Source organism: Campylobacter sp. CNRCH_2013_0671h (assembly GCF_025773055.1).
GTDB classification, from domain to species: domain Bacteria; phylum Campylobacterota; class Campylobacteria; order Campylobacterales; family Campylobacteraceae; genus Campylobacter_D; species Campylobacter_D lari_D.
Genome location: NZ_JAKMTG010000007.1, coordinates 19,821 through 45,769 on the forward strand (window position 1 = coordinate 19,821; position 25,949 = coordinate 45,769).

Genomic DNA, 25,949 nt, shown 5'->3' on the forward strand with positions numbered 1-25,949 from the left:
AATGGCAAAAAAAAGTGCATTAGGAAGAGGTTTAAGTAGTATTTTGGCTGATATTGATGAGGTTTATGAAAAAGAATTAGGATTAAAAGAAGGCAAAATAGAAGAAATTGATATAGATTTAATTAGTCCAAATCCTTATCAGCCAAGGAAAAATTTTGATACACAAGCTTTAGAAGAGCTTGCGGGGTCTATTAAAGAATATGGTTTAATTCAGCCTATTGTAGTTTTTAAAAAAGATGAATTTGATTATATTATAATAGCTGGCGAGAGAAGATTTAGAGCATGTAAGCTTTTAGAAAAAGAACAGATTAAAGCCGTAGTTTTAAATGTGGATGATATAAAATTACGCGAGCTTGCTTTGATTGAAAATATCCAAAGGGAAAATTTAAATCCTATAGAATTGGCACATTCTTACAAAGAATTATTGGAAATTCATGACATAACTCAAGAAAAATTAGCAGATCTTATTCACAAGTCAAGACCACAAATTGCTAATACCTTAAGACTTTTAAATTTAAATGAGCAAACACAAAATTTCATTATAGAAGGTAAAATTTCACAAGGTCATGCAAAAGTTTTAGTAGGACTTGAAAAAGAAGAAGAAAAAATGATAGTTGATACTATCATAGGTCAAAAACTTAATGTAAGAGATACAGAAAAACTGATTAAAAATTTTAAAAATTCAAATAATTTAGAAAAAAATACAAATTTAGATAAGCAAAATCAATCTATATTAAATTTAAAAGAAAAAATAGAATCTTTTGGATTTAAGACAGTAGTGAAAGATTTAAAAATTATTGTTAATTTTTCTGACGAAAATGAGATTTTAAAATTTTTAAAAATACTAGATTAAATATGCTTTTAGGTATATTTTGGTATAATTGCGCGTTTTATTTAGATTTATTTAGGAGTATTAATGTTTAATGATGTACATTTTTCCATCATGATAGCTACTGGTGTCATTTTTTTGCTTATGATAGCAATTTTAAATTCTATACTCTATAAACCTTTGATTAAATTTATGGATTCTAGAGATTTGACTATTAAAAATGACGAAGAAAAAATGAAAAAAAATTCTGATGATGTTTCAAATGTAGAAAATGAGTTGGAAAAAATTCATATACAAACAAGAGATGAGATTAATCAAATCAAAGCAAAAGCAGTAGAAGAAGCTAAAATAAAACAAGAAAAAGAATTATCAATAAAGAAAAAAGAATTAGAAGAACAAATGCATGTTTTTCTAAAAAGTCTAAGAGAAAAAGAAAAAGAATTAAAAGAAGAGATGCGTTTAAAAATGCCAGAATTTAAGCAAAGCTTTAAAGATAGCTTGAGTAAAATTTAAGGAAGATAAATGTTGAAAAAAATTACATTATTATCGGTGCTTCCTTTTTATGCTTTTGCAGCAGGTAATGGAAGTGGCGAGTATGATATTATCCCAAGAGCAGTTAATTTTGTTTTGTTTGCTGCTATTTTATATTATTTTATAGCAACACCTTTAAAAAATTTTTACCACGGAAGAATTGCAAAAATTGCCTCTAGGATGAATGAAATACAAGAAAAACTTATTGCAAGCAAAAATCATAAATTAGAAATGATGAAAAAACTAGATTTAGCTAAACAAGAAGCAATTAATGCAGTTGCTCTTGCAAAAAAAGAAGCAGAAATCATTACAGATAAAATAGAAGCTGAAACAAAAATGGAGATTAAGGCTTTAGAAAAAACTTATGAAGAGCATAAAGAATATGAAATAAGAAGAATGGAAAAAGAAGTTGTGCAAGCGGTTTTAGAAGAAATTTTTGAAGATCAAAGTTTACAGCTTCAGCAAAAAGAAATTTTAAATATCATGATGAAAAAGGTGTCTTGATGGAAAGTGTAATTGCAAAAACCTATGCAAAAGCTATATTAGAAAGAAAAGATTTTGAAAATTTTTATTCAAATTTATTACAACTTAGTTCAGCTTTTGCTTCTGATAAATTTGTAAGTATTTTAAATGCTTATGAGCTTAAACAAGAAAAAAAATTAGATTTTATACTTTCTTTATTAGATAATCCAAGTGATGCTTTTAAAAATTTTATGAGCTTAGTTGTTGGCAACAATAGAGAGATGTTAATTCCAAGCATTACTAAAGAATTGAGTGAACAAAAAGCATTAAAAGAAAATGAATTTTTAGGGCAAGTTTATTCAAAAGAAAAATTAAGTGAAGAAGAAATTAAAAATTTAGAAGAAAAACTTAGTCTTAAATTCAACGCAAAGATTAGATTAGATAGTAAAATAAGTGATAATGACAGTGTAAAAATTAGCTTAGATGGACTTGGTTATGAAATTTCATTTTCAATGCAAAGCTTAAAAGCTAAAATGAATGAATATATATTAAAAGCAATTTAAGGAGACTTGATGAAATTTAAAGCAGATGAAATTAGTTCTATTATAAAAGAAAGAATTGAAAAATTTGATTTTAATCTTGAAATAGAAGAAACTGGTAAGATTATTTCAGTTGCTGATGGTGTTGCTAAGGTTTATGGTCTTAAAAATGCTATGGCTGGTGAGATGGTTGAATTTGAAAATGGCGAAAAGGGAATGGTGCTTAACCTTGAAGAATCAAGTGTTGGTATTGTTATTTTAGGAAAGGGACTTGGCTTAAAAGAAGGAAGTTCTGTAAAAAGATTAAAAAAACTTCTAAAGGTTCCAGTTGGTGATGCGTTGATAGGCCGTGTTGTGAATGCTTTAGGTGAGCCAATTGATGCTAAAGGAGCGATTGAAACAAGTGAATATCGCTTTGTGGAAGAAAAAGCAAAAGGTATTATGGCTAGAAAAAGTGTTCATGAACCATTACATACGGGTATTAAAGCTATTGATGCTTTAGTTCCAATTGGTAGAGGACAAAGAGAGCTAATTATTGGTGATAGACAAACGGGTAAAACTACTGTTGCAATAGATACAATTATTAGTCAAAAAGGTAAAGATGTTATTTGTATTTATGTGGCAATTGGTCAAAAACAAAGCACAGTGGCTCAAGTAGTTAAAAAGCTTGAAGAATACGGTGCAATGGATTATAGTATAGTGGTAAATGCAGGTGCTTCAGATCCTGCTGCATTGCAATATCTTGCTCCATATACAGGTGTAACTATGGGTGAGTATTTTAGAGATAACTCAAGACATGCGTTGATTGTTTATGATGATTTGAGTAAGCATGCTGTTGCCTATCGTGAAATGTCTTTGATTTTGCGTCGTCCTCCGGGTCGTGAAGCTTATCCAGGGGATGTATTTTATTTACATTCAAGATTGCTTGAAAGAGCAAGTAAATTAAGTGATGAGCTTGGCGCAGGAAGCTTAACAGCATTACCTATTATTGAAACTCAAGCAGGAGATGTTTCAGCTTACATTCCAACCAATGTTATTTCAATTACCGATGGTCAAATTTTCTTAGAGACAGATTTGTTTAACTCAGGTATTCGTCCTGCGATTAATGTTGGTTTATCTGTGTCTCGTGTTGGTGGTGCTGCACAAATTAAAGCAACAAAACAAGTTTCAGGTACCTTAAGACTTGACTTAGCTCAATATAGAGAATTGCAAGCTTTTGCACAATTTGCAAGTGATTTAGATGAAGCAAGTAGAAAGCAACTTGAACGCGGACAAAGAATGGTTGAAGTTTTAAAGCAACCTCCATATTCTCCGCTTTCAGCTGAAAATCAAGTAGTGATGATTTATGCGGGAACTAAAGGATATTTAGATGATATAGCAGTTTCTAAAATTGGAGAATTTGAAGCAGCTTTATATCCATTTATTGAAGCTAAATATCCAGAAATTTTTGAGCAAATTAGAACCAAAAAGGCTTTAGATAAAGATTTAGAAGAAAAATTAGCTAAAGCATTGAGTGAGTTTAAAGCAAACCACATATAAGGTTTTTAAATGTCTAATTTAAAAGAAATTAAAAGAAAAATAAAAAGTGTTCATAATACACAAAAGACAACTAATGCTATGAAGCTTGTCTCTACTGCCAAATTAAGAAAGGCAGAAGAGGCAGCTAAAAAGTCAAAAGTTTTTGCTCAAAAAATTGATGAAGTTTTATCTGAAATTGCTTTCAAGATTAATCAATACGAAGGACTTGATGATAAACTTCCGTTTTTTAGAAAAAAAGACAATATTGAGAAAATGGATATTATTTTCATTACTGCTGATAAAGGTTTATGCGGTGGTTTTAACATTAAAACTATTAAAACAGTAAATGAAATGCTTGAAGATTGTAAAGCAAAAAAAATCAAAGTAAGATTAAGAGCTATTGGTAAAACAGGTATAGAGTATTTTAATTTTCAAAATATTGAAATTTTAGAAAAATATTTAGACACAAGCTCTAGCCCTGATTATGAAAAAGCTTGTGCTATTATTGAAAATGCAGTTGATGATTTTATAAATGAAGTTACAGATAAGGTTGTAATTGTACATAATGGCTATAAAAATATGATTTCACAAGAAATTCGTATTAATGAATTATTACCAGTGCAAGCTATTGCGAGCAAAGAAGAACAAGAGTCTCAATCTTTAATGGATTTAGAACCTGAAGATGAAGAAATTTTAAATGATTTATTAAAAACTTATTTTGAATATAATATGTATTTTTCTTTAGTTGATTCTTTGGCGGCTGAGCATAGTGCAAGAATGCAAGCTATGGATAATGCAACCAATAATGCAAAAGCTAGAGTTAAACAGCTCAATTTAGCTTATAATAAAGCAAGACAAGAATCTATTACCACCGAATTGATAGAAATTATCAGTGGTGTTGAGTCAATGAAATAAATTTAGGAGTGATGATGCAAGGTTTTATTTCTCAAGTTTTAGGACCAGTGGTTGATGTTGAATTTAAAGAGTATCTTCCACAAATTAACGAAGCTATAATCGTAAATTATGAATTAGAAGGAAAAGAATGCAAGCTAGTGCTTGAAGTAGCTGCGCATTTGGGTGATAATAAAGTAAGAACTATCGCTATGGATATGACTGATGGTCTTGTTAGGGGTTTAACGGCTGTTGCGACTGGAAACCCAATTAGCGTTCCAGTGGGCGAAAAAGTACTTGGAAGAATTTTTAATGTAACAGGTGATTTGATTGATGAGGGCGAAGAGATCAATTTTGATAAACATTGGTCAATCCATAGAGATCCACCTCCATTTGAAGAGCAAAGTACAAAAAGTGAAATTTTTGAAACAGGTATTAAGGTAGTTGATTTGTTAGCTCCTTATGCAAAAGGTGGTAAAGTAGGACTTTTTGGTGGTGCAGGTGTTGGTAAAACCGTTATTATTATGGAGTTAATCCACAATGTTGCATTTAAACATAGCGGTTATTCTGTTTTTGCAGGTGTTGGTGAAAGAACTCGTGAGGGTAATGATCTTTACAATGAAATGAAAGAAAGTAATGTTTTAGATAAAGTTGCATTATGTTATGGTCAAATGAATGAACCACCAGGAGCAAGAAATCGTATTGCTTTAACAGGTCTTACTATGGCTGAGTATTTTAGAGATGAAATGGGACTTGATGTATTGATGTTTATTGATAATATCTTTAGATTTTCACAATCAGGTTCTGAAATGTCGGCACTTTTAGGAAGAATTCCTTCAGCCGTTGGCTATCAACCAACTTTAGCTAGCGAAATGGGTAAATTCCAAGAAAGAATTACTTCAACTAAAAAAGGTTCTATTACTTCAGTTCAAGCAGTTTATGTGCCAGCAGATGATTTAACAGACCCTGCTCCTGCAACTGTTTTTGCGCATTTAGATGCAACTACGGTTTTAAATAGATCAATTGCTGAAAAAGGTATTTATCCAGCTGTTGATCCGCTTGATTCTACTTCAAGAATGCTTGATCCACAAATTATTGGTGAAGAGCATTATAAAGTAGCTCGTGGAGTACAATCAGTACTTCAAAAATACAAAGATTTGCAAGATATTATTGCTATTTTAGGTATGGATGAATTGAGTGAAGAAGATAAATTGATCGTTGAAAGAGCAAGAAAAATTGAAAAATTCCTATCTCAACCATTCTTCGTTGCTGAAGTATTTACAGGAAGTCCTGGTAAATATATTAGTTTAGAAGATACAATAGCAGGTTTTAAAGGTATTTTAGAAGGAAAATATGACCATTTACCTGAAAATGCTTTCTATATGGTAGGTGGAATTGATGAAGTTATTGAAAAAGCAGAAAAACTTAAGGCTTAATAATGGATAATTTAATACATATAGAGGTGGTAACGCCTCTTGGTATGATTTACAATGATAATGTAAAATCTATTGTTCTTCCTGGAAGTGAAGGTGAATTTGGTGTTTTAAAAGGACATGCATCTTTAATTTCTTCTTTAAGGGCAGGGATTATAGATATAGAAAAATCAGATTCTACCCATGAGTTAGTTGCTATTGATTCAGGTCATGCGAAAGTTTCTGAAACGAAAGTAAGTGTTTTAGCAAAAGGTGCTGTGTGGGTTGGAGGAAATAGTGATAGTGAAATAGCAAAAAGATTAGCAGATGCAAAAGATTTAATCAAATCTATGAGTAGTGATAGTGTTGCTTTAGCTTCTACTTTTGCTAAGATGGATAATAATGTAAGGCAAAAATAGTGGATTTTCAATCAATTTTTCATTTTTTTGAAAATACAAGCTTAATTACTTATATTGTATTGGCTTGGCTTTCGGTGTATTTTATACTTAGTTTTAGCATTTTATTCTCAAGATTAATGCTTATTAATAAATGGATGCAAGATGAAAGTCAGGCTTTAGAAGCTTTGATGAGAGGAGAGAGGGATTTAAGCCAAAGTGCATCAATTTTAAAAAAATGTATTGAGATTGATGAAACTAAGATGAATATTTATAAAAATTCTGTTGAAAAAAAAGCCACAATTGGATTAACTTGGCTTAGTATTATTGCTTCAACCTCTCCTTTTATAGGTCTTTTTGGTACAGTTATTTCTATACTTGAAACTTTTGGTGGTTTAGAAATGCAAAATTCTTTGAGTATTATTGCACCAAAAATTAGTGAAGCTTTGGTAGCTACAGGTTGTGGAATTTTAGTGGCAATTCCCGCATATAGTTTTCATTTGATTATCAAACGCAAAGCTTATGAACTAATTAATATTTTAGATAGTGAGATAAAAGTATTAGTAAGTTCAGCAAAGGTTTAATTGATGTTTTTAGAAGAAAAACCCGAACTAAATATTACACCTTTAGTGGATATTATGCTTGTATTGCTTGCTATTTTAATGGTAACAGCACCAAGTATTACATATGAAGAAAAAGTTCAACTTCCTCAAGGTTCACAAAAAACTTCAAGTGCTCCAAATATCAAAAGTTTAATTATAACAATTAATGCAAAAAAAGAAATTTTTATAGGAAAAGATAAATTTAATTTTTTAAGTTTTGCGGATAATATGAATGCATTAAAAGTGCAATATAATACTCAAGAAACAGTTTTCATTAGAGCGGATAAGAATTTAAAATATGATGATGTAATGAGTGTTTTAAGAACAATGAAGCATTTGGGTTTTCAAAAAGTTGCTTTGCAAACTGAGTAAAAAATGGAAGAAAATTCTACATATAATTTTAAAGCTTTTACTTATGCGATTTTAGTTTATTTTTTTGTTGTTTTTTTAGTATTTTTTAAGTTAGTCGAATATAAGCCAAAAGCTATTGAATATACTAATGATCCTAATAGTTTTATTAATATAGAACTTGGAGATAGTATAAATCAAAATCAAGTAAATATGATACAAGAGTTACAAAAGGAAAATTTGCAAAGTTTATTTGAAGAGAATCTTTTGCAAAAATACACTACAAATAAAAATGTTAATACTCAAAATGTAGAACAACAAGCTAGTGTTTTCAATGAGTTATTTGGCAAAATAGAAGACTATCAAGAAGAAAAAACTACAAAAGTGCAATCTTCAATGCCATCGAAAAAACCCACTTTTACTCAAAGAGAAAAAATCAATGATTTTTCTAAGCAATTAAATGAAAATCTACAAATTAATCAAGAACTAGGACAATCTGTTATAGAACAAAAAATAGGAGTTTATGATCAATTTTTAGGTGCTGTTAGAAAACATCTTGAAGATAGATGGAGAATATACAATCCTAGTGGTAATTTAAGTATAGAAGTAGAATTTGTAATTGATAATAACGGATATTTTTATTTGTTAAGTACCACTAGTGCACATAGTGATAATTTTGATAAAAAGGCAAAAGAATTTTTACAAAATTTAGAAGGAAAATACATAACTTTACCTCCAAATGGTAAAATAAGAAAAATTAAAATGAAACTTAGTGATATAATTGAGTTTAAAACGGAGAAGTGATGAAAAAAATATTAGCGTTTTTATTTTTTTGTTCAGTATTATTTGGGCAAGATGCGACAATATCTGTTGTAAATAAAGGTATGCAATTACCTAAAATTTATATTAAAGATCAATCAAGATTGAATGATTTAGATCTTAAAAAAAGCTTTTATAATATGCTTGTTAATGATATAAAAGTGAGTTCAAATTTTGAATTAACTCAAGATGAAAAACAAGGTGATTATATTTTTTCTTATGTTTTAAATAAAAATGGTAAGCTTTTGGATATTGATGTTGAAATTTTAGCTGCAAATGAAACAAAAACGAGATTTTATGAGCAAATTCTTTCCATTGAAGAATATCCATTTTTAGCACATAGAAGTGTCGCTCAAATGAATAGAAAATTAGGTTTTGCACCAGTTGATTGGATGGATCATAAAATTTTAATAGCTAGAACTCAAGGTAATAAGCAAAGTGATATTTTGTTAGCAGATTATACTTTAACTTATCAAAAGATATTAATATCAAAAGGTTTAAATTTATTTCCCAAATGGGCAAATAAAGAACAAGATGCATTTTATTTCACTGCTTATGAAGATGAAATTCCAACACTTTATAAATATAATATGAAAAATAAAAACATCACAAAAATCATTGCTAGTAAGGGTATGATGGTTGCTTCTGATGTTAGCGATGATGGTAAAAAAATTTTACTTACTATGGCGCCAAAAGATCAGCCAGATGTGTATTTGTATGATACAGATACAAAAGATTTAAAACAGATTACAAATTATACGGGTATTGATGTAAATGGCAACTTTGTAGATGATGATAAAAAAATCGTATTTGTATCAGATCGTTTAGGTTATCCAAATATTTTTATGCAAAATTTAGATTCTAATTTAACAGAACAAGTAGTTTTTCATGGTAAAAATAATTCTTCAGTTTCTACCTATAAACATTATATGGTTTATTCTAGCAGGGAGGTAAATCAAAGTGGGGTTTTTAATCTTTATTTAATGTCAACCCAAAGTGATTATATAAGACAACTCACTGCAAATGGTAAAAATCTTTTTCCAAGATTTTCAAGTGATGGAGAAAGTGTAGTATTTATTAAATATTTAGGTTCACAAAGTGCCTTAGGAGTCATTAGAATTAATGCAAATAGGGCTTTTCATTATGGTTTAAAGGTGGGTAAAATTCAATCAATTGATTGGTAAAATATCAAAATTGTATTTTTTTTGTTATAATTAAACATGATTTTTAAATAAAAAAGGGGAAAAGCAATGAAAAAAATCATTTTTGCTTCAATTACTGCGTTTGCTGTTATTGTAAGTGGTTGTGCTACAAAAAATACTAGTGTAAGCAGTTCAAGTAGTGTAGATGGATCAAAAGGTAGTGGTGGTTCTGATAGATTTGAAAATCTTGAATCTTTAAATTCTATTGCAAATGTGTATTTTGATTTTGATAAATTTAATGTTAGAAAAGATATGCAAAAAGTTGTTGCAGATAATGCTGAAATTTTCAACAAAGAAGCCGCGAATGCTGCAATTGTAGTTGAGGGAAACTGCGATGAATGGGGAACTGATGAATATAATCAAGCTTTAGGTTTAAAAAGAGCTAAAGCTGTTAAAGAATCTTTAGTAGCTCAAGGTGTTAGCGCAGATAGAATAAGCGTAAAAAGTTATGGAGAAACTAATCCTGTATGTACTGAAAGAACAAAAGCTTGTGATGCGCAAAATCGTCGTGCAGAATTTAAATTATCAAAATAAGTTTTAAATAAATGAAAATCAAATTATTATCAGTAGCTCTTTTAGGAGCTACTTTTTTATACGCTGAAATTTCAGCATTTGATGCAGGAAAAGTAGATACAAAAACACCTTATGGCTTAACTCAAAACGAAAAATTACAATACGAAAATCAAGAACGCTTAAAAGCTTTAAATGAATATTATACTAATTTGACTAGTAAGATCAATACTGCTGTAGAAAATATAGAAGGTTTACAAAGTGTAACTGAGGGTTTAAATGCTCAATATTCTAAAGCAAATACAAAATTACTTTCACTAGAAGAAAACTATCAAAATTTTGATGCAAATATCACAAAAGAAATTCAAAATTTAAGAGCTTATGTAGAAGAAAATAGGCAAATTCAAGAAAAAAATCACCAAGAAATTCAAAAAGTATTGAGCGAAATAACAACTTTGATTAATAAAATTAATGATGATTATGTTTCTAAAGAAGATATGAACCAAACCATAACTTTTTTTCAATCGGAAATAGCTAGAGTGCAAAATCAAACAAATAATATCCAAGTTGTTCCTATTGCTAGTGAAAGCAATAAAACCCAAGAAGTCATTAAAGAAGTAAATACGACTTTAGAAAAAGAAATTGTTCAAGTGAAAGATGATAGTTGGAAAAAATTGCAATCTAGCGAAATTTTAAAAAAAGCTATTGATGAAACCAATAAAAATCAATTTGATGATGCAAAAGAAAAATTTGAGCATTTAATTAGTATCCATTATAAACCTGCTAGATCTACTTTTTGGCTTGGAGAGATAAGATATAAACAAAAAGATTATGCAGGCGCTTTGGGATTTTACAAAAAAAGTTCTGCTATAAGTACCAAGGGTGATTATGTGCCAAAATTACTTTATCATACGGCTATTAGTTTAGATAAAGTTGGGGATCCAAAAAGTGCTAATAAATTTTACAAAGCTTTAAAGACAGCTTATCCTGATAGTCCTGAAGCAAAAGTTTCGCCAGATAGAAAATAAAAAAGGAGATAAAATGGCTATAGAAAAAAATAGTGTAGTTTCAATGTTTTATGAGTTAAAAGATGCAAACACAAATGAAGTTTTAGAATCAAATATTTATGCTGAACCTATTTCTTTTATTTTAGGTAAGGGTCAAATTTTAGAAGGACTAGAAGAAGAAATTCAAAAACTTGATGCCCCATGTGATGCTGATATTGTGATAAAAAAAGAAAATGCTTTGGGTGAATATGATGCAAATGCATTGCAAACTTTACCAAAAGAACAATTTGCAGGGATTGATTTGCAAGTTGGTATGGAGCTTTTTGGCGAAGGCGAAGATGGTAATACAGTAAGAGTAATTGTTAGAGAAATTACTGAGAATGAAGTTACTATTGATTATAATCATGCTTACGCAGGAAAAGATTTGTTATTTTCAATTAATATTGTAGATGTTAGAGCTGCAAGTGAAGATGAAATTTTAACAGGAATTATTGCAGGTAGCAGAAGTTGTGGATGTGGTGGTGGAGGACATCATCATGATCATCATCACGGACATGGTGGTGGATGTTGTGGTGGCCACGGACATGGTGGTGGCGGTTGCTGCGGTGGACACTAATGAATAGTGCATTTATTTTCCCAGGCCAAGGCTCTCAAAGTGTTGGTATGGGGCTTAGTTTTTATGAGAATTCACTTAAAGCAAGAGAATTATTAGATTGTGCAAGTGATTATTGTAAAATTGATTTTAAAAATTTGCTTTTTAAGGAAAATGAAAATTTAAATAAAAGCGAATTTACACAAATGGCCATAGTGTTAAACTCACTAATGGCTTATGAAGCTTTAAAAGAGCAAGCTAGTATAGAAGCTAAGTATAGTTTAGGCCATTCACTAGGAGAATTTAGTGCTTTAGCGACTCAAGGTGCATTTGACTTTTTAGATGTTATAGCACTTGTTAACAAGCGTGGCCAATTTATGCAGGAGGATTGCTCTAAAATCGAAGCTGGTATGATGGTGGTTTTAGGACTTGAAGATAAAGTAGTAGAAGAACTTTGTCAAAAGGCATTAAGTGAGCAAAAAAGTATTTTTGCAGCTAATTATAATTGTGAAGGACAGATTGTAGTAGCGGGCTTAAAGCCTGATTTAGCTTCTTATGAGAGTGAGTTTAAGAATGCAGGAGCCAAAAGAGCTATGCTTTTGAATATGAGTGTTGCAAGCCATTGTCCATTATTAAAAAATGCGTCTTTAAAACTTACAAAAGAACTAGAGCTTGTGTTAAAAGATGATTTTAAAAGTGTAGTTTCAAATGTAAATGCAAAAATATATAGTGATAAAACTCAAGCTTTAACACTTTTAAGCGAGCAACTTATAAAGCCTGTTCTTTATAAACAAAGCATTAAAACAATAGACAATGAAGTGGATTTTTATATAGAATTTGGTGCGAGCGTGCTAAAGGGCTTAAATAAAAAAATCACTCAAAAAGAAACTTATGCTTTAAGTAAAATAGAAGATATTGATGAAATTCTAAAGGTGATTAAATGAAAATAGCTATTTTAGGAGCTATGCCCGAAGAGGTTACTCCTTTACTCGAAACATTAAAAGAATATCAAACAATTGAATATGCAAATAATACTTATTATATTGCAAAATACAAAAATCATGAATTAATCATCGCTTATTCTAAGATAGGGAAAGTAAATTCCACTCTTAGCGCAACTATTATGATAGAAAAATTTAAAGCTGAACTTATGCTTTTTACAGGAGTGGCTGGTGCTTTTAATCCTAGTTTGGAAATAGGGGATTTAATCTATGCTACAAAATTAGCTCAATATGATTTAGATATTACAGCTTTTGGACATCCGCTTGGTTATGTTCCTGGTAATGAAATTTTTATAAAAACAGATGATAAGCTTAATAATCTTGCCATAGAGGTCGCTAAAGAACTTGGTGTTAAATTACAATCAGGTATTATCGCTACGGGTGATGAATTTATTTGTGATGAGAATAAAAAAGCAAAAATTAGAGAAATTTTTAACGCAGATGCTTGTGAAATGGAAGGAGCTAGTGTGGCTTTGGTATGTGATGCTTTAAAAATTCCATGTTTGGTTTTAAGATCAATGAGTGATAAGGCAGGTGAAAAAGCTGAATTTGACTTTGATGAGTTTGTAGAAAAATCCGCTAAAATTTCAGCTAATTTTGTTTTAAAAATTTGTGAGAAATTATGATAAATCTTAGCAAAAGACTAATCAGAGAAGTTGCAAAAGCAAATGCCAAGTTTTCCTTAATAGGAGATAATGATAAAGTTTTATTAGGACTTAGTGGTGGGAAAGACTCTCTAGCTCTAGCTCATCTTTTAAAGCGTATGCAAGCACATGCACCTTTTAAATTTGAACTTAAAGCAGTAACTTTAAGTTATGGCATGGGTGAAGATTACACCAAACTTCATAATCACTGCAAAGAACATGGTATTGACCATGAGGTTATTGATTCTAATATTTATGAAATTTCAGGTGATACTATTAGAAAAAATTCAAGCTTTTGTAGCTATTTTTCAAGAATGAGGCGTGGTGCTTTATATACTTACGCCTTAGAAAATGGTTTTAATAAATTAGCCATAGCTCATCATTTAGATGATGCAGTAGAGAGTTTTTTTATGAATTTCATTTATAATGGTGCTCTTAGAAGTTTAGCGCCAAAATATAAAAGTAAAAGAGGTGTAGAAGTCATCCGTCCTTTGATTTTTGTAAGAGAAAGACAATTAAGGGAAAATGCTATTAATAATGAATTAGAAGTAATTGGTAATGAATTTTGTCCTGGTATGAAATTAAGTGAAAAAAATGTAAAATTTCCTCATGCTAGAGAAGAAGCTAAACAGCTTTTAGCAAATTTAGAAAAAGAAAATCCAAAATTATTTACGAGCTTAAAAACTGCATTTGAAAATATCCACACGGATAGTTTTTTCATGGTTAAGGATAATGACTAAACTTTTAATTATAGTTGATTATCAAAATGATTTTATCGATGGTAGCTTAGGTTTTGAAAAAGCTACCAAGATAAAAGATAATATTCTTACTCTTTTAAAAAATCATCAAGGTGATGTTGTTTTTACTTTTGATACGCACGATGAGAGCTATTTAAAAACCCAAGAAGGAAAAAAACTGCCTATTTATCATTGTATTAAAGATACTTTTGGTTGGCAAATGCCAAGTGATTTTAATGTGTATTTAAAAAATGCAAAAAAAATCTTTTATAAGAATGCTTTTGGTAGTTTAGAATTGGCTAATTTTTTAAAACAAAATCATTATGAAAGTATAGAATTTTGTGGTTTGGTTTCGCATATTTGTGTATTTAGTAATATTATTTTAGCTCAAAGCGCCACGCCTAATTCTAAAATTATTTTACATAAAAACGCTACTGCAAGTTTTAATGAATCTTTAGAAAATAGTGCTTATGAAATTTTACAAGCTTATGGCATAGAGCTTTTATAGATGCAAGGCTTTATTTTGCACACTCAGAGCGTAAAAGATGAGGATTTGATTGTTTATCTTTTAAGTGCCAAAAAAGTTATTAAAAGTTATAGATTTTACGGAATGAGACATTCTAATATTCTAAATGGATATAAGATTGATTTTGAACTTGAAGAAAGTTCTAGATTTTTACCGCGCTTAAAAGATGTTTTACACATTGGATTTTCTTGGGTTTTAGATAGAGAAAAAATGTTTTTTTGGCAAGAATTTATCAGGCTTTTTTATTGGCATTTAAAAGATGTTGAGGAGATTGATAGTTTTTATTTTGAGCTTTTAGAAGATTGCGCTAAGCGTTTTGAAAAACAAGATTGTAAGCGTGTGATTGTGGATGCTTATTTAAAGATTCTAAACTTTGAAGGGCGCTTGCATAAGGATTTTGTTTGCTTTTTATGCGATGAGTGTATAAAAGAAGATGTTGTATTGGTAAGGGCTTTTTTGCCTGCGCATAAAAAATGTGCTTTTGGCTATGAGTTTAAAACTAAAGATCTTGTGAGGTTTTATGAAAATTTTAATTCATCGCATTTTAGCGATGAATATATTGATAATTTATATAAAATCATTAAAGAGGGTTTTTAAGAGTAATATCATACATCATAATAGCCTCTTGTCTTAATTTTGCGATGATATTTGCACTATCAATATGTGTATTTTTTATAATAGCTTCCTTGCTATTTTTAATATCTTCAAGCAAATTTCCAAGTTGTTTTTGGGAGCTTTGTAAGCAAGTGCTTATACATTTTGGTTGTGTTTGTTGTAAAACTTGCTCGAAATTTAAACTTTGATTGTTAAGCTTTGAAGCATGTGCTGCTAGATTATTTGCACTTGTTCTAATGCCACCTAATGCTTTGTAAATCCCTTTTGAATTGATATGAGCTGCCATGAACCTTCCTTGTTTTATGGTATCTCTTCATTCATATTGCTTAGAATTTTACAAGCAAAAATCATTCCTTATTGAAAAATTCTTGCATATATTTTCGCATAATTTCTGCATCATTAATGCGATTAACACAATCTCTAAAATTTGAAGCATCTTCATAGCCTTTAGAATATTCATGTAAGTGCTTTCTAAATATGCTTATACCTTGTTCTTTGTAATGTTTTAGCATTTCTTCAAAATGTGTAAAGATGATTTTGTTTTTTAAAATTTTATCGATTTTTTTGCCAGTTTTTACCTCGTGAAATATCCAAGGTTTTCCTATGCTTGCACGCCCTATCATCAATGCATCGCAATTTGTTATTTTAAAAACTTCTTTAGCATTTTCTGTGCTAATATCGCCATTTGCAACTAAAGGAATTTTGATATTTTCTTTAGCTAAAGCTATAGCTTCATAATCAGAATTTCCACTATACATTTGTTTTCTAGTGCGACCATGCATACTGATAAAATCTACCCCAGCATTTTCACATGCTTTAGCAATGGTAATAGGATCTTTTTTTTCAAACCCTAATCTTACTTTGACACTAGTTAGCTTTTTATTGCTTGTTTTTTTGATAAGTTCTAAAATTCTTTGCAATTTATCAAGATCTTGCAAAAGAGCACTACCTGCACATTGTTTTATAACTTTACTTACAGGACAGCCGCAATTAAAATCAATCCCATCTATAAAATCAAAACGATTTAATATTTCTACCGCCCTTTGAATCACACTTTCATCCGAGCCTGCAATTTGAACTATATAAGGATTTTCAAGTTCAGCTTTTTCTAACATTTTAAGAGTTTTTGAGCTTTCATACACTAAAGCATTAGAACTTATCATCTCACTAATTGTTACATCAGCCCCAAATTGTTTAACTAAATTTCTCAAAGGCAAGTCTGAAAAACCTGCCATAGGAGCTAAAAACAAAGGTTTTTTACTAAAATCTATCATTGTATAAATTTTTCAAGTTCTATTTTTTTATTATGTTCTCTTAAAAAGAGCAAGAGTCTAAAATCCTTATGTTCGTTTTGATCATTTCCTAATTCATTAAGCAATTCATCATACATACCAAATTCTGCTAAAGTATAAAGATAAGCTCTTAAAGCTTGAGAATGACTATCTTTTAACTTTTTAAATAAAGCAATTAATATTTGAGGCTCTATTTTTTTACAAAGTATTTTTGTGCATTGTAAATATGACTTATCATCTAAGGTATTCATGCTAAGCAAAACTTCGATTTCAGCATGATTTAATTCCAAATTTTCTTTTTCAAATCTATCCAAAAGTAATAAAATATCATCTTGATTTTTTTGTATTTTTAGTGTTTTAATTTGGCTATAAGGTGCATTATCTAATACCATTTTATAAGCAAAATTTTCTAATTCATTTGTCAGAGTTTCTTTATTTTTAATAAAAGAAAAAGCATAGTCGCTATCTTTTTGGAAGTGATTTTTTTCATTTAAAATGAAAATTTCATTATGTGGATCGAGTTTGTATTTTTTTAATTCCACAAATTCCTTTTTGTCTAACTGCTCTAAAATATTTATAATATCATCTATTTTTGTATTTTGATTTTTTTCTTTAAAATAAAGAGCTTGAGTGTTTTTGGCTATATCTTGAAATTCTTGAGTTTTAAATTTAATTTTGCTTATTTTTTTCAAAAATACATCAATTAAAAAATTTTCATAATTTTTGCTGTCTTTAATAAGATTTTTGTATTGTAAATGTTTTAAAAAGCCATAAAAACTCATATGCAATAAAGCTAAAACCATCAAAATAAATGCAGGTAAAATTACCCATAAGCTGATAGGTAAATTTAGCTCAAAAGTAGAAATTGTGAAAGTGTAATTTCCCAAATTTAGATTATAAACTAAGGCTGCTACGATTAAAAGATAAACTAAACTTGCAAAGAAAAATAATTTTACTTTCATAATTCTTTCCTTTTTTCTAAGTTTTCACGACAATTTATACAATATTTTGCGTGAGGTTTTACTTTGAGTCTTTCAGGATGTATATCTTCATCACAATACTCACAAATTCCATAAGTATTGTTATCTATTTTGCTTAATGAATGTTTAATTTCTTCTAATTCTGTTTTTAAATTTTCATTGATTTTTAAGTCAATATGTGAGCTGTTGTCAATTTGTTGTAAATCAACTTCATCTCTTGGTTCACTATCTTGCAGATCATGGATATTGTCTATATTACCTTGAAGTTCTTGTAAAATTTCTTTTTGTCTTTGAAGTAATATATTTTTAAATTCTTCAAGATTTAACTCTTGCATAAATGCTCCTATTTGTGGTATGGATGATTTGTATTAATGCAAAATGCACGATAAATTTGTTCTAAAAGCATAGTTTTAGCAAATTTATGCACTAAAGTCATTTTGCTAAGAGCTATGCTTGTATGCATTTGTGCGATGAATTCTTTTTCAAGGCCATAAGCACCGCCTATAAAAAAAGAAATTTCATTTTTATCTTGTAATAATTTAGCAAATTCTACACTTGTAAGCTCTTTACCATTTTCATCTAAAGCTATGCAAAAACCTTTTTTATAAGGATTTAGCGCGTTTGTATAAGATTTTTTTGCTTCTATGGTATTGGTATTTTGTGCTAAATTAATTTTATTGTTAAAAATACAAATATCATTAAAATTGCAAAATTTTTTGATGAGCTTGGTGTAGTGCTCATCTATTTTACTAAATTCATTATTATTGTTTTTTTGAATGCTTAAAAGATTAATATGCATTTTTAATTTTTAGAAAAAAATCTTAAAAAATCTGCTATAAATTTTTTATGTTCACTTCTTTCTACAATAGCATCAATTAATCCATGTTCAAGTAAAAATTCGGCCTTTTGAAAGCCTTCTGGTAAATCAGTACCTATAGTTTGTTTGATAACTCTAGCTCCTGCAAAGCCTACTAGGGCACCAGGTTCAGCCATAATGATATCTCCAAGCCAAGCAAACGATGCGCTCACTCCACCCATAGTTGGATCAGTTAAGACAGAAATATAGGGAAGCTTTTCTTCTGCTAATAGCTTTAATGCTGCACTTGTTTTGCTCATTTGCATTAAAGAATAAGTGCTTTCTTGCATTCTAGCTCCACCACTTGCACTCACTATAACAACAGGAGTTTTTTTCTCAATCGCTCTTTCAATAGCTCTAAGAATTTTTTCACCTTCTACTGAGCCCAAACTTCCACCCATGAAAGAAAAATCAAAAACAACTAATTGAGTTTTAATGCCATCTATATTGCACTCGCCGCTTATTATAGCGCTTTTTCTTCCTGTTTTTTCTTCATTTTCTGCTAATCTTTTTTTATATGATTTACTATCAACAAATTTAAGTGGATCAATTGCATGTAAATCTTTATCCATTTCTACAAAAGTATCTTCATCACTAAGTAGCTCGATGCGTTTTAAAGGATTTAATCTCATATGAAAATTACATTTAGGACAAACATTATAACAAGTTTCTATTTCTTTATAATACATTAACGCATGACAAGAATTACATTTTACCCAGTGATTTGGAGCTTCGCTTGGAGCGGCTTGTTTGCGTCTTATACTAGAAAAAATATCTAAAAAATTCATTATCTCTACCTAAAATAAAATTTCAAAATTATAGCAAGATTTTAGTATTTTTAAAATCTTGCACCCAACATAAACTCGAATTTGCTTAAGTCGTCTTTTGAATTAGTGTTAAATGGTTTAGCAAAAACTAAATTTAAAGCACCTAGTGGGGTTAGCCACTCAAAGCCAACACCTGTGCTCCATCTTTGAATTTGACTTAAAGAACTCTCACCTATGGCACCATAGTCAAAAAATACACTTCCTCTTAGTTTGATTCTATCAAAGATTGGAAAGCTAAGCTCTACAGAATTTGCAAAAGCCACTGTACCACCTGTTTCATCACCCCATTCGTTTTTAGGACTCACGCTTCTTCTATCAAAACCTCTAATAGTTCCTATGCCTCCAAGGTATAATTTTTCATTGATAGGTAAATAACCTTGATCCCATACCTTATAAAAACTTGCTTTATAGCGATAAATCAAATCCCAACCTATAAATTCTTCTAAGCCTTGATAATAATTAAATTTAGTAGTAGAGCTTATAAATTCTTGATCTCCACCTAAGCCTGCATATTCAAGTGAGGTTGAAGCGATAAAACCTGATCTTGGTAGATAATAATCATCTGTATTGTTAAATACTATTGAAGGAGTGATAGAACTTTTGTAAGTTTTACCGAGTTTATATCCTTGAGCGATTAAGCGATCACTCAAATGATAAATATCACTTTGCTCAAGATTGTAAGTTAAATCTATGCTTGTATATCTTCCCAAAGTTTTACCAACACTTATATCAAAACCATAGTTTCTCTCATCATAACTATCCCATTCTAAACGATCTGAATATAATGATCCTCCAAGAGAATAATCACTATCATTTACTCTAGGATTTCTTAAAGATATTCTACCTGAAAGTGTATCATCGCCTTTGTCTATACTTACACTTCCTTTCATGCCAGAGCCTAAGATATTTGCATCAGATAATGAAGCACTAAGTAAAATTCCATCACTAGTTCCATAACCAATACCACCTGAAATAGCTCCAGTTGAAGCTTCTTTGACTTCTACTATCAAATCAATATGCGTATCATCTACTCTTTGTTCTTTAATATCTACATTTTCAAAATATGCAGTTCTTCTTAGAGCATTTCTTGAGTCTATTAAATCAGTTCTATTATAAAGATTGCCTTCGGTTAGATAAAGCTCTCTACGAATAACCCTATCAACTGTTTTAGTATTACCTGAAATTTCAACATTTCTAACATATACTTTTTCATTAGGTATGACTTTAAAAATAATCATAGCTTCATGGTTTTCTTTATCTTTTTGTATATCAGGTATAACCTGTACAAAAGCATAACCCAAATCAGCTGTCTTTGTTTCTATAGTTTTTATATCTTCTCTTAGTTTTTCTATATTAACTATTTTTCCAACACTTAATTTTAAATCATTTGCTAAAGCTTCATTTTCTTCATCACTAAAAATAGGATTAAAAATTTTAATCTCTTTAACTTTATAAACCTCACCCTCGTTGATAAAATAAGTTAAATCAGCTTGATAAGTATCTGTATAAGTATTTAAAAAAGCAGGAGATACGCTTACATCAAGATAACCTTCTTTTAAATATACATCTGAAATTCTTGAGCTATCATTTGCAAGATCAAAGATTTTAAGCTTACCATCATTAAAGCCCCACATCCAGCCTAGGGCTTCTCTTTGTTTATTTGCTACCGCAGGTTCAATATCTGAATAACTTAAATTTTTTGCACCACTTAAATGTACTTTTTCTATGATGATATTTTCCCCACGATTTACAACAAAAGTAAGTTTTAATGAGCTTGAATTACTTAATTTTTCATCTTTGATTTCTACAACAGTGTCATAAAAACCTTTGGCTTGATAAAAAAGCTTGATTTTTTCGGCTGCGTCTTTAGCTGAATTTTCATCATATAAAATTCCAGGTTTTAAACCAACAAGACTTTCTATTTGTTTTCTATCATTACTTGCTATACCTTGAATGTCTATTTTTCCAATGGAAGGTTTTTCTATTACTTTAAAAGTTAGCACCCCATTTTTTTCTTCTACTACTATATCTTTAAAATAATTTCTATCAAAAAGGTTTTTAATTGCTGTATCTATACTAGCAGGATCGATTTTTTGTCCTATTTTTAATTTAGAAATCGCAATAGCACTTTCTTTAGAAAGTTGCGATAAGCCTTCAAATTTTATATCTTTAATCGTAGCTGCACATAAAGAACTTGAGAGTGCAAAGAAAACAAACCATTTTTTCATCATTTTACCTAAATTTTTATATACAAAATCGTTATAATACCAAAATATTTTTAACTAATGCTTTTTAAGGAAAATTTATGAAAGTAGGTATAATCGGACTTGGCTTAATAGGTGGATCTTTGGGCCTTAGCTTGAGAGAGAATAAATTAATAGATTTAGTTTGCGGATATGATATAAACAAAGAATTTGAACAAATCGCGCTAGAGCGAAAATTAATAGATAAAATTGTTTCATTTGAAGAGTTAAAAAAATGTGATGTAATTTTTTTAGCTATCCCTGTAAGAGCTATTGTAAAAATTTTAAAAGAATTTCAAGATATTTCTAAAGATTGCACTATCATTGAGCTTGGAAGTACAAAAGAAGAAATTATTAAAAATTTACCATCTGATTTACAAAGTCAATTTATCGCAGCTCATCCTATGGCAGGAACAGAAAATAGCGGTCCAAATGCAGCTATAAAAGACTTATATAAAAATGCAGTTTGTGTTTTATGTGATGTGCAAAATGCTGATCATATCCATCAAAAAAGAGCTATAGAAATTTTTTCAGATTTAGGAATGAAGCTTGTATTTATGGATAGTATCGCGCATGATCATCATGCTTCTATCATTTCACACTTACCGCATGTGATTAGTTTTTCCTTGGCAAATTTTGTAATGAAAGAAGAAAATAAAAAAAATATAGCCCACCTAGGAGGTCCTTCTTTTAAAGATATGTGTAGAATTGCAAAATCAAACCCTCAAATGTGGAGTGGTATTTTTGAACAAAACAAACAAAATTTATTAAATTCTATTGATTTATTTCAAAAAGAATTACAAGAGTGTAAAAAAATGATAGAAAAATGTGATATAAATGAACTTGAAGCTTGGATTAAAAGTGCAAATAAGTTAAGAGAAATTTTGTAAAATTTTTTATAATTTACTCTTAATTTGCTAAAGCATAATATATTTTTACAAAAATTATACAATGAAAGTGGAGAATATGGTTTTTACGCGTAAAAGATCAAATAAAAAATGGATTTTTCTAGTTTTTTTAATACTTTTAGCCTTTGGGGTTTTTGTGTTAAATACAAAGCTGTTTGAAAAAAATCCTCCATTAATCCAAACAAAATCAGATATTATTTATAGCAATTTAACAGATCCTATATCTATAGAAATAAGCGATGAAAGCGTTTTAAAAGATGTTAAAGTCACACTATTTAAAGCAAATGAATTAAATGGTGAAATGCTTGTTAATGAACATGTTAAAGGTAATAAAAAAAGTGTCCATTTTGATTTAAAACTACCAAAACCAGCTTATAAAGAAAATGTTGATTCTTATAAGCTTGTAATAGAAGCAAGTGATAGTAGTTTTTGGAATTTCTTTTTAGGAAATCAAGCGCTTAAAGAAGTGAAAGTTATCATTGATACCAAAAAACCATTTGTAGAAATTTTAGACAATTCTTATCAAATCGAACAAGGTGGAGTAGGTAGTGTGGTATTTAAAGCAAGTGATGAGAATTTGCAAGAAGTTTATATCACAACTGATAAAGATAAAATTTTTAAAGCAACTCCTTATGTGAAAGAAGGATATTATGCTGCTTTGATTCCTTGGGAGGCAACTGATGAGCATTTTAGAGCTTATGTAGTGGCAGTAGATAAAGCAGGTAATGTAAACAAGCAAAGAATTAGATATTATTTTACCAATAAAAAATACCGAGTATCTAATATAAAAGTAAGTGATAGATTTTTAGATGGAAAGATTGAATTTTTAGCACAAAAATATGCTCCAAAAGATAGAGAGTTAAGCAGGCTTGAAAAATTTAAATTTGTTAATGAGGACTTAAGAGCTTCTAATGAAGTTATCATTCATGATATTACGAGTAAAGTTCCTGATACTATGATTAATAATTTTAAAGTCAATCTTTTCAAGCCTTTAAAAAATGGCCAAAAAGTGGCTGATTATGCTGACCATAGATTTTATTCTTATAATAATCAAGCATTTAGTAGTTCTTATCATATGGGACTTGATTTAGCAAGCGTAAAAGAAGCGCCTATCATTAGCAATAACGATGGTGAAGTGGTATTTGTACAAGAAAATGGAATTTATGGACTAAATATTATTATTTATCATGGTTTTGGGATTTATACTCTTTATGGACATTGCACTAATGTGGATGTAAATGTGGGCGATAGAGTTAAAGCGGGTGATGTTATAGGCACTACAGGCACTACAGGCTTAGCACTTGGAGATCATGTGCATTTTGGTGTTTTGGTGCAAGGTGTTGAAGTGCGTCCTGAGCAATGGCAAGATGCAAAATGGATAAAAGAAAATATCTATAATGTATTAGAATCAAGCAAAAAAAGAATTTTGAGTGAATAAAAATGAATCAAACAACAATAGCAAAAGAAGTTAAAGGTGTTGGTATAGGTTTGCACAAGGGTGAGCCTATTGGTATAAAATTAGAGCCATTAGAAGCTGGTAGTGGTATAGTGTTTTATAGAAGTGATTTGGGAATTTCTTATGAAGCAAAGCCTGAAAATGTCATCGATACACAAATGGCTACTGTAATAGGCGATCATAGGGGTTATGTTTCTACTATAGAACATTTAATGAGCGCGATTAATGCTTATGGTATTGATAATGTGCGTATAGTTTTAGACGCAAACGAAGCTCCTGTAATGGATGGTAGCAGTATAGGTTTTTGTATGATGCTTGAAGAAGCAGGTATAAAAGAGCTTGATGCGGCAAAAAAAATTTTAGTGATTAAAAAAAGTGTAGAAGTAAAAGAAGGCAATAAATTTGTGCGTTTAAGTCCTACGGATATGCCTATTATAAACTATACAATCGAATTTGATAATCCTATTATAGGCAAACAAAATTATTGTTTTGAATTTAGCAAACAAAACTACATAGAGCAAATAGCAAGAGCAAGAACCTTTGGATTTTTAAAAGATGTTCAAGCTTTAAGAGCTATGAATTTAGGTCTTGGTGGAAGCCTAGAAAATGCTGTTGTGGTTGATGATAATCGTATTTTAAACCCTGAAGGTTTGCGCTTTAAGGATGAATTTGTGCGTCATAAAATTTTAGACGCTATTGGGGATTTAACCTTGCTTGGATGTAGAGTTTTTGGAGATTATACTTCTTATGCAGGTTCACACAAGCTTAATCATCTTTTAACTAAAGAACTTTTAAAAGATCCTAGTGCCTATGAAGTGGTAAGCTTAGAAAAAAGCACACATAAGGTTTATGAAAAGGTTTTTGCATAAAAAAGGTTACTTTGCTTTTAAATGCCATAGCAAAACCTTTAATGCTTGGTATTTATGAAAATGATTTATTGTTAAATACCATTGAAAGTGATTTAAAAGTTAGCGAGGTTTTACCAAAAATATTGCAAGAATTACTTTCGCAATATGAGTTTGAAAAGCTTATTTATGTACATGGACCAGGTTCTTACATGGGTATAAAGATTTCTTATGTTTCTTTTGAGACATTAGCCATAGTCAAAAACATTCCTTTAAAAGCAATCAGTGCTTTTGAGTTAAATAACAACACTCCTATACCTGCAAACAAACATTTATGTTTTGTAAAAAAAGACAATGGTGAAATTATTTTAGAGAAGACACAAGCAGGAAGTTTTTTTATGCCTCAAAGTTTAAAAGGTTTAAATTTAAGCAAAGAAAGTACACCTTTTTATGTTTTAGATGCAATTAATTAAGGTAAAAAATGAAAATTTTAGTTCCTGCGACAAGTGCAAATTTAGGTCCTGGTTTTGATTGTTTGGGCTTGAGTTTAAAACATTTTAATCAAACCATAGTTGAAAAATCTAAATTTTTTAGTATTAACATACATGGAGAAGGTGAAAATAATATCTATCTTAAAAAAAATAATACTTTTGTTAATATTTTTTATGAAATTTATCAAAGACTTAGCGGTAAAAAAGATAATTTTCGTTTTGTTTTTCAAAATAATATCCCTTTAGCAAGAGGTATGGGAAGTTCTTCTGCTGTAATAATTGGAGCTATTGCTTGTGCTTATGAATTAAGCGGATTTAAAGCAGATAAAAATATCATTTTAAATGAAGCTTTAAAATATGAAAATCATCCAGATAACATAGCTCCAGCAGCTCTTGGAGGTTTTGTGTGTGCATTAAATCACAATCAAAAAGTCTTAGCTATAAAAAAAGAAGTAGATAAAGACTTACAAGCTGTTATAACTATACCAAATGTAGCGATGAATACTCAAAAATCAAGAACAGTTTTAGCTAAAAAAATTAATCTAGAAGATGCTGTTTTTAATCTTTGTCATGCTTCATTTTTAACAGCTTGTTTTTTAGAAAAAAAATATGACATGTTGAAATATGCAAGTTTAGACAAACTTCATCAAAATCAAAGAATGAAACTTTTACCTGAGCTTTTTGAAGTACAAAAATTAGCTTTAGATAATAATGCTCTCATGAGCACGCTTTCAGGCTCAGGTTCGAGTTTTTTCACTCTAGCCTATAAAGATGATGCTAAACAAATCAAAGAAAAAATCAAAAATAAATTTGCTAAATTTAGAGTTGAGCTTTTAGAATTTGATGATGAGGGCTTTAAAATTTGCTAAAA

General features: G+C 29.6%; 32 protein-coding genes. 25 read left to right on the plus strand and 7 right to left on the minus strand.

Annotated features, from left to right (window positions below):
- Nucleotide 1: 1 nt before the first annotated feature.
- The 20 genes from L8X97_RS05935 (at nt 2) to recO (ending at nt 15,162) form a co-directional block, all read left to right on the plus strand.
- Entirely contained in the window at nt 2–853 is an 852-nt protein-coding gene (locus L8X97_RS05935; protein WP_263662857.1) for a ParB/RepB/Spo0J family partition protein, read from the plus strand.
- Between the two features lie 63 nt (nt 854–916).
- On the plus strand, nt 917–1,342 hold the full coding sequence (locus L8X97_RS05940; protein WP_133319671.1) for a FoF1 ATP synthase subunit B': 426 nt from the start codon (nt 917–919) through the stop codon (nt 1,340–1,342).
- 9 nt (nt 1,343–1,351) lie between these two features.
- Nucleotides 1,352–1,864, plus strand: coding sequence for a F0F1 ATP synthase subunit B (locus L8X97_RS05945; protein WP_133319670.1), 513 nt, complete (start codon nt 1,352–1,354; stop codon nt 1,862–1,864).
- Nucleotides 1,864–2,385, plus strand: coding sequence for a F0F1 ATP synthase subunit delta (locus tag L8X97_RS05950; protein ID WP_133319669.1), 522 nt, complete (start codon nt 1,864–1,866; stop codon nt 2,383–2,385). The genes L8X97_RS05945 and L8X97_RS05950 overlap by 1 nt, the downstream gene beginning before the upstream one ends.
- 9 nt (nt 2,386–2,394) lie before the next feature.
- Nucleotides 2,395–3,900 carry a F0F1 ATP synthase subunit alpha gene (atpA, locus tag L8X97_RS05955; RefSeq protein WP_133319668.1) on the plus strand — a complete coding sequence of 502 codons (1,506 nt, stop codon included), beginning with the start codon at nt 2,395–2,397 and terminating at the stop codon, nt 3,898–3,900.
- Between the two features lie 9 nt (nt 3,901–3,909).
- A complete protein-coding gene (gene atpG, locus L8X97_RS05960) occupies nt 3,910–4,794 on the plus strand; it encodes an ATP synthase F1 subunit gamma (protein ID WP_263659716.1) in 885 nt (294 codons plus the stop codon).
- Between the two features lie 14 nt (nt 4,795–4,808).
- On the plus strand, nt 4,809–6,206 hold the full coding sequence (gene atpD, locus L8X97_RS05965) for a F0F1 ATP synthase subunit beta (protein WP_133319666.1): 1,398 nt from the start codon (nt 4,809–4,811) through the stop codon (nt 6,204–6,206).
- A 2-nt stretch (nt 6,207–6,208) separates the two neighbouring features.
- Entirely contained in the window at nt 6,209–6,601 is a 393-nt protein-coding gene (gene atpC, locus L8X97_RS05970) for an ATP synthase F1 subunit epsilon (protein WP_133319665.1), read from the plus strand.
- On the plus strand, nt 6,601–7,161 hold the full coding sequence (locus tag L8X97_RS05975; protein ID WP_220566504.1) for a MotA/TolQ/ExbB proton channel family protein: 561 nt from the start codon (nt 6,601–6,603) through the stop codon (nt 7,159–7,161). Before atpC ends, L8X97_RS05975 begins: the two co-directional genes overlap by 1 nt.
- Nucleotides 7,162–7,551, plus strand: a complete 390-nt coding sequence (locus tag L8X97_RS05980; RefSeq protein WP_133319663.1) for an ExbD/TolR family protein — start codon at nt 7,162–7,164, stop codon at nt 7,549–7,551.
- Between the two features lie 3 nt (nt 7,552–7,554).
- On the plus strand, nt 7,555–8,331 hold the full coding sequence (locus L8X97_RS05985) for a TonB C-terminal domain-containing protein (protein WP_133319662.1): 777 nt from the start codon (nt 7,555–7,557) through the stop codon (nt 8,329–8,331).
- Entirely contained in the window at nt 8,331–9,530 is a 1,200-nt protein-coding gene (gene tolB / locus L8X97_RS05990; protein WP_220566503.1) for a Tol-Pal system protein TolB, read from the plus strand. The genes L8X97_RS05985 and tolB overlap by 1 nt, the downstream gene beginning before the upstream one ends.
- A 66-nt stretch (nt 9,531–9,596) precedes the next feature.
- Nucleotides 9,597–10,082 carry a peptidoglycan-associated lipoprotein Pal gene (gene pal / locus L8X97_RS05995; RefSeq protein ID WP_133319660.1) on the plus strand — a complete coding sequence of 162 codons (486 nt, stop codon included), beginning with the start codon at nt 9,597–9,599 and terminating at the stop codon, nt 10,080–10,082.
- An 11-nt stretch (nt 10,083–10,093) separates the two neighbouring features.
- Nucleotides 10,094–11,086, plus strand: coding sequence for a tetratricopeptide repeat protein (locus L8X97_RS06000; RefSeq protein WP_220566502.1), 993 nt, complete (start codon nt 10,094–10,096; stop codon nt 11,084–11,086).
- A 13-nt stretch (nt 11,087–11,099) separates the two neighbouring features.
- The gene (locus L8X97_RS06005) at nt 11,100–11,681 is read left to right on the plus strand and encodes an FKBP-type peptidyl-prolyl cis-trans isomerase (RefSeq protein WP_263662858.1); all 582 of its coding nucleotides are present in this window, start codon (nt 11,100–11,102) and stop codon (nt 11,679–11,681) included.
- A complete protein-coding gene (gene fabD, locus L8X97_RS06010; protein WP_263660727.1) occupies nt 11,681–12,601 on the plus strand; it encodes an ACP S-malonyltransferase in 921 nt (306 codons plus the stop codon). The genes L8X97_RS06005 and fabD overlap by 1 nt, the downstream gene beginning before the upstream one ends.
- A complete protein-coding gene (locus L8X97_RS06015) occupies nt 12,598–13,284 on the plus strand; it encodes a 5'-methylthioadenosine/adenosylhomocysteine nucleosidase (RefSeq protein WP_133319656.1) in 687 nt (228 codons plus the stop codon). Before fabD ends, L8X97_RS06015 begins: the two co-directional genes overlap by 4 nt.
- Complete coding sequence (locus L8X97_RS06020; protein ID WP_039627820.1) at nt 13,281–14,042, plus strand: ATP-binding protein; 762 nt, start codon at nt 13,281–13,283, stop codon at nt 14,040–14,042. Before L8X97_RS06015 ends, L8X97_RS06020 begins: the two co-directional genes overlap by 4 nt.
- Entirely contained in the window at nt 14,035–14,547 is a 513-nt protein-coding gene (locus L8X97_RS06025) for a cysteine hydrolase family protein (RefSeq protein ID WP_263662859.1), read from the plus strand. Before L8X97_RS06020 ends, L8X97_RS06025 begins: the two co-directional genes overlap by 8 nt.
- Nucleotides 14,548–15,162, plus strand: a complete 615-nt coding sequence (gene recO, locus L8X97_RS06030) for a recombination protein RecO (protein ID WP_263659722.1) — start codon at nt 14,548–14,550, stop codon at nt 15,160–15,162.
- Here recO and L8X97_RS06035 read toward each other — a convergent pair.
- From L8X97_RS06035 to bamA, 7 genes are all read right to left on the minus strand, one after another.
- Nucleotides 15,146–15,466: a hypothetical protein gene (locus L8X97_RS06035; RefSeq protein ID WP_039617382.1), complete on the minus strand. Its 321-nt coding sequence runs from the start codon at nt 15,464–15,466 to the stop codon at nt 15,146–15,148. The two genes, recO and L8X97_RS06035, sit on opposite strands and share 17 nt — an antisense overlap.
- A 61-nt stretch (nt 15,467–15,527) precedes the next feature.
- The gene (locus L8X97_RS06040) at nt 15,528–16,454 is read right to left on the minus strand and encodes a tRNA dihydrouridine synthase (protein WP_263662860.1); all 927 of its coding nucleotides are present in this window, start codon (nt 16,452–16,454) and stop codon (nt 15,528–15,530) included.
- Nucleotides 16,451–17,434 (minus strand): hypothetical protein, encoded by a 984-nt coding sequence (locus L8X97_RS06045; RefSeq protein ID WP_220566495.1) that lies wholly within the window; start codon nt 17,432–17,434, stop codon nt 16,451–16,453. Before L8X97_RS06045 ends, L8X97_RS06040 begins: the two co-directional genes overlap by 4 nt.
- Complete coding sequence (gene dksA / locus L8X97_RS06050; RefSeq protein ID WP_133319649.1) at nt 17,431–17,787, minus strand: RNA polymerase-binding protein DksA; 357 nt, start codon at nt 17,785–17,787, stop codon at nt 17,431–17,433. The genes L8X97_RS06045 and dksA overlap by 4 nt, the downstream gene beginning before the upstream one ends.
- 8 nt (nt 17,788–17,795) lie before the next feature.
- Nucleotides 17,796–18,251, minus strand: coding sequence for a 23S rRNA (pseudouridine(1915)-N(3))-methyltransferase RlmH (locus L8X97_RS06055; protein WP_263662861.1), 456 nt, complete (start codon nt 18,249–18,251; stop codon nt 17,796–17,798).
- Nucleotides 18,252–18,253: 2 nt separating this feature from the next.
- Complete coding sequence (gene accD / locus L8X97_RS06060) at nt 18,254–19,096, minus strand: acetyl-CoA carboxylase, carboxyltransferase subunit beta (RefSeq protein WP_263661930.1); 843 nt, start codon at nt 19,094–19,096, stop codon at nt 18,254–18,256.
- Nucleotides 19,097–19,146: 50 nt separating this feature from the next.
- On the minus strand, nt 19,147–21,363 hold the full coding sequence (gene bamA / locus L8X97_RS06065) for an outer membrane protein assembly factor BamA (protein ID WP_263662862.1): 2,217 nt from the start codon (nt 21,361–21,363) through the stop codon (nt 19,147–19,149).
- 77 nt (nt 21,364–21,440) lie between these two features.
- Here bamA and L8X97_RS06070 point away from each other — a divergent pair, with 77 nt between their 5' ends.
- From L8X97_RS06070 to thrB, 5 genes are all read left to right on the plus strand, one after another.
- Complete coding sequence (locus tag L8X97_RS06070; RefSeq protein ID WP_263659726.1) at nt 21,441–22,268, plus strand: prephenate dehydrogenase; 828 nt, start codon at nt 21,441–21,443, stop codon at nt 22,266–22,268.
- A gap of 76 nt (nt 22,269–22,344) precedes the next feature.
- Nucleotides 22,345–23,724, plus strand: a complete 1,380-nt coding sequence (locus L8X97_RS06075) for a M23 family metallopeptidase (protein ID WP_263659727.1) — start codon at nt 22,345–22,347, stop codon at nt 23,722–23,724.
- 2 nt (nt 23,725–23,726) lie between these two features.
- The gene (gene lpxC, locus L8X97_RS06080; RefSeq protein ID WP_263659728.1) at nt 23,727–24,611 is read left to right on the plus strand and encodes a UDP-3-O-acyl-N-acetylglucosamine deacetylase; all 885 of its coding nucleotides are present in this window, start codon (nt 23,727–23,729) and stop codon (nt 24,609–24,611) included.
- Nucleotides 24,612–24,652: 41 nt separating this feature from the next.
- Complete coding sequence (locus L8X97_RS06085) at nt 24,653–25,060, plus strand: tRNA threonylcarbamoyladenosine biosynthesis protein TsaB (protein ID WP_263659737.1); 408 nt, start codon at nt 24,653–24,655, stop codon at nt 25,058–25,060.
- 8 nt (nt 25,061–25,068) lie between these two features.
- Complete coding sequence (gene thrB, locus L8X97_RS06090) at nt 25,069–25,947, plus strand: homoserine kinase (RefSeq protein WP_263659729.1); 879 nt, start codon at nt 25,069–25,071, stop codon at nt 25,945–25,947.
- Nucleotides 25,948–25,949: the final 2 nt, after the last annotated feature.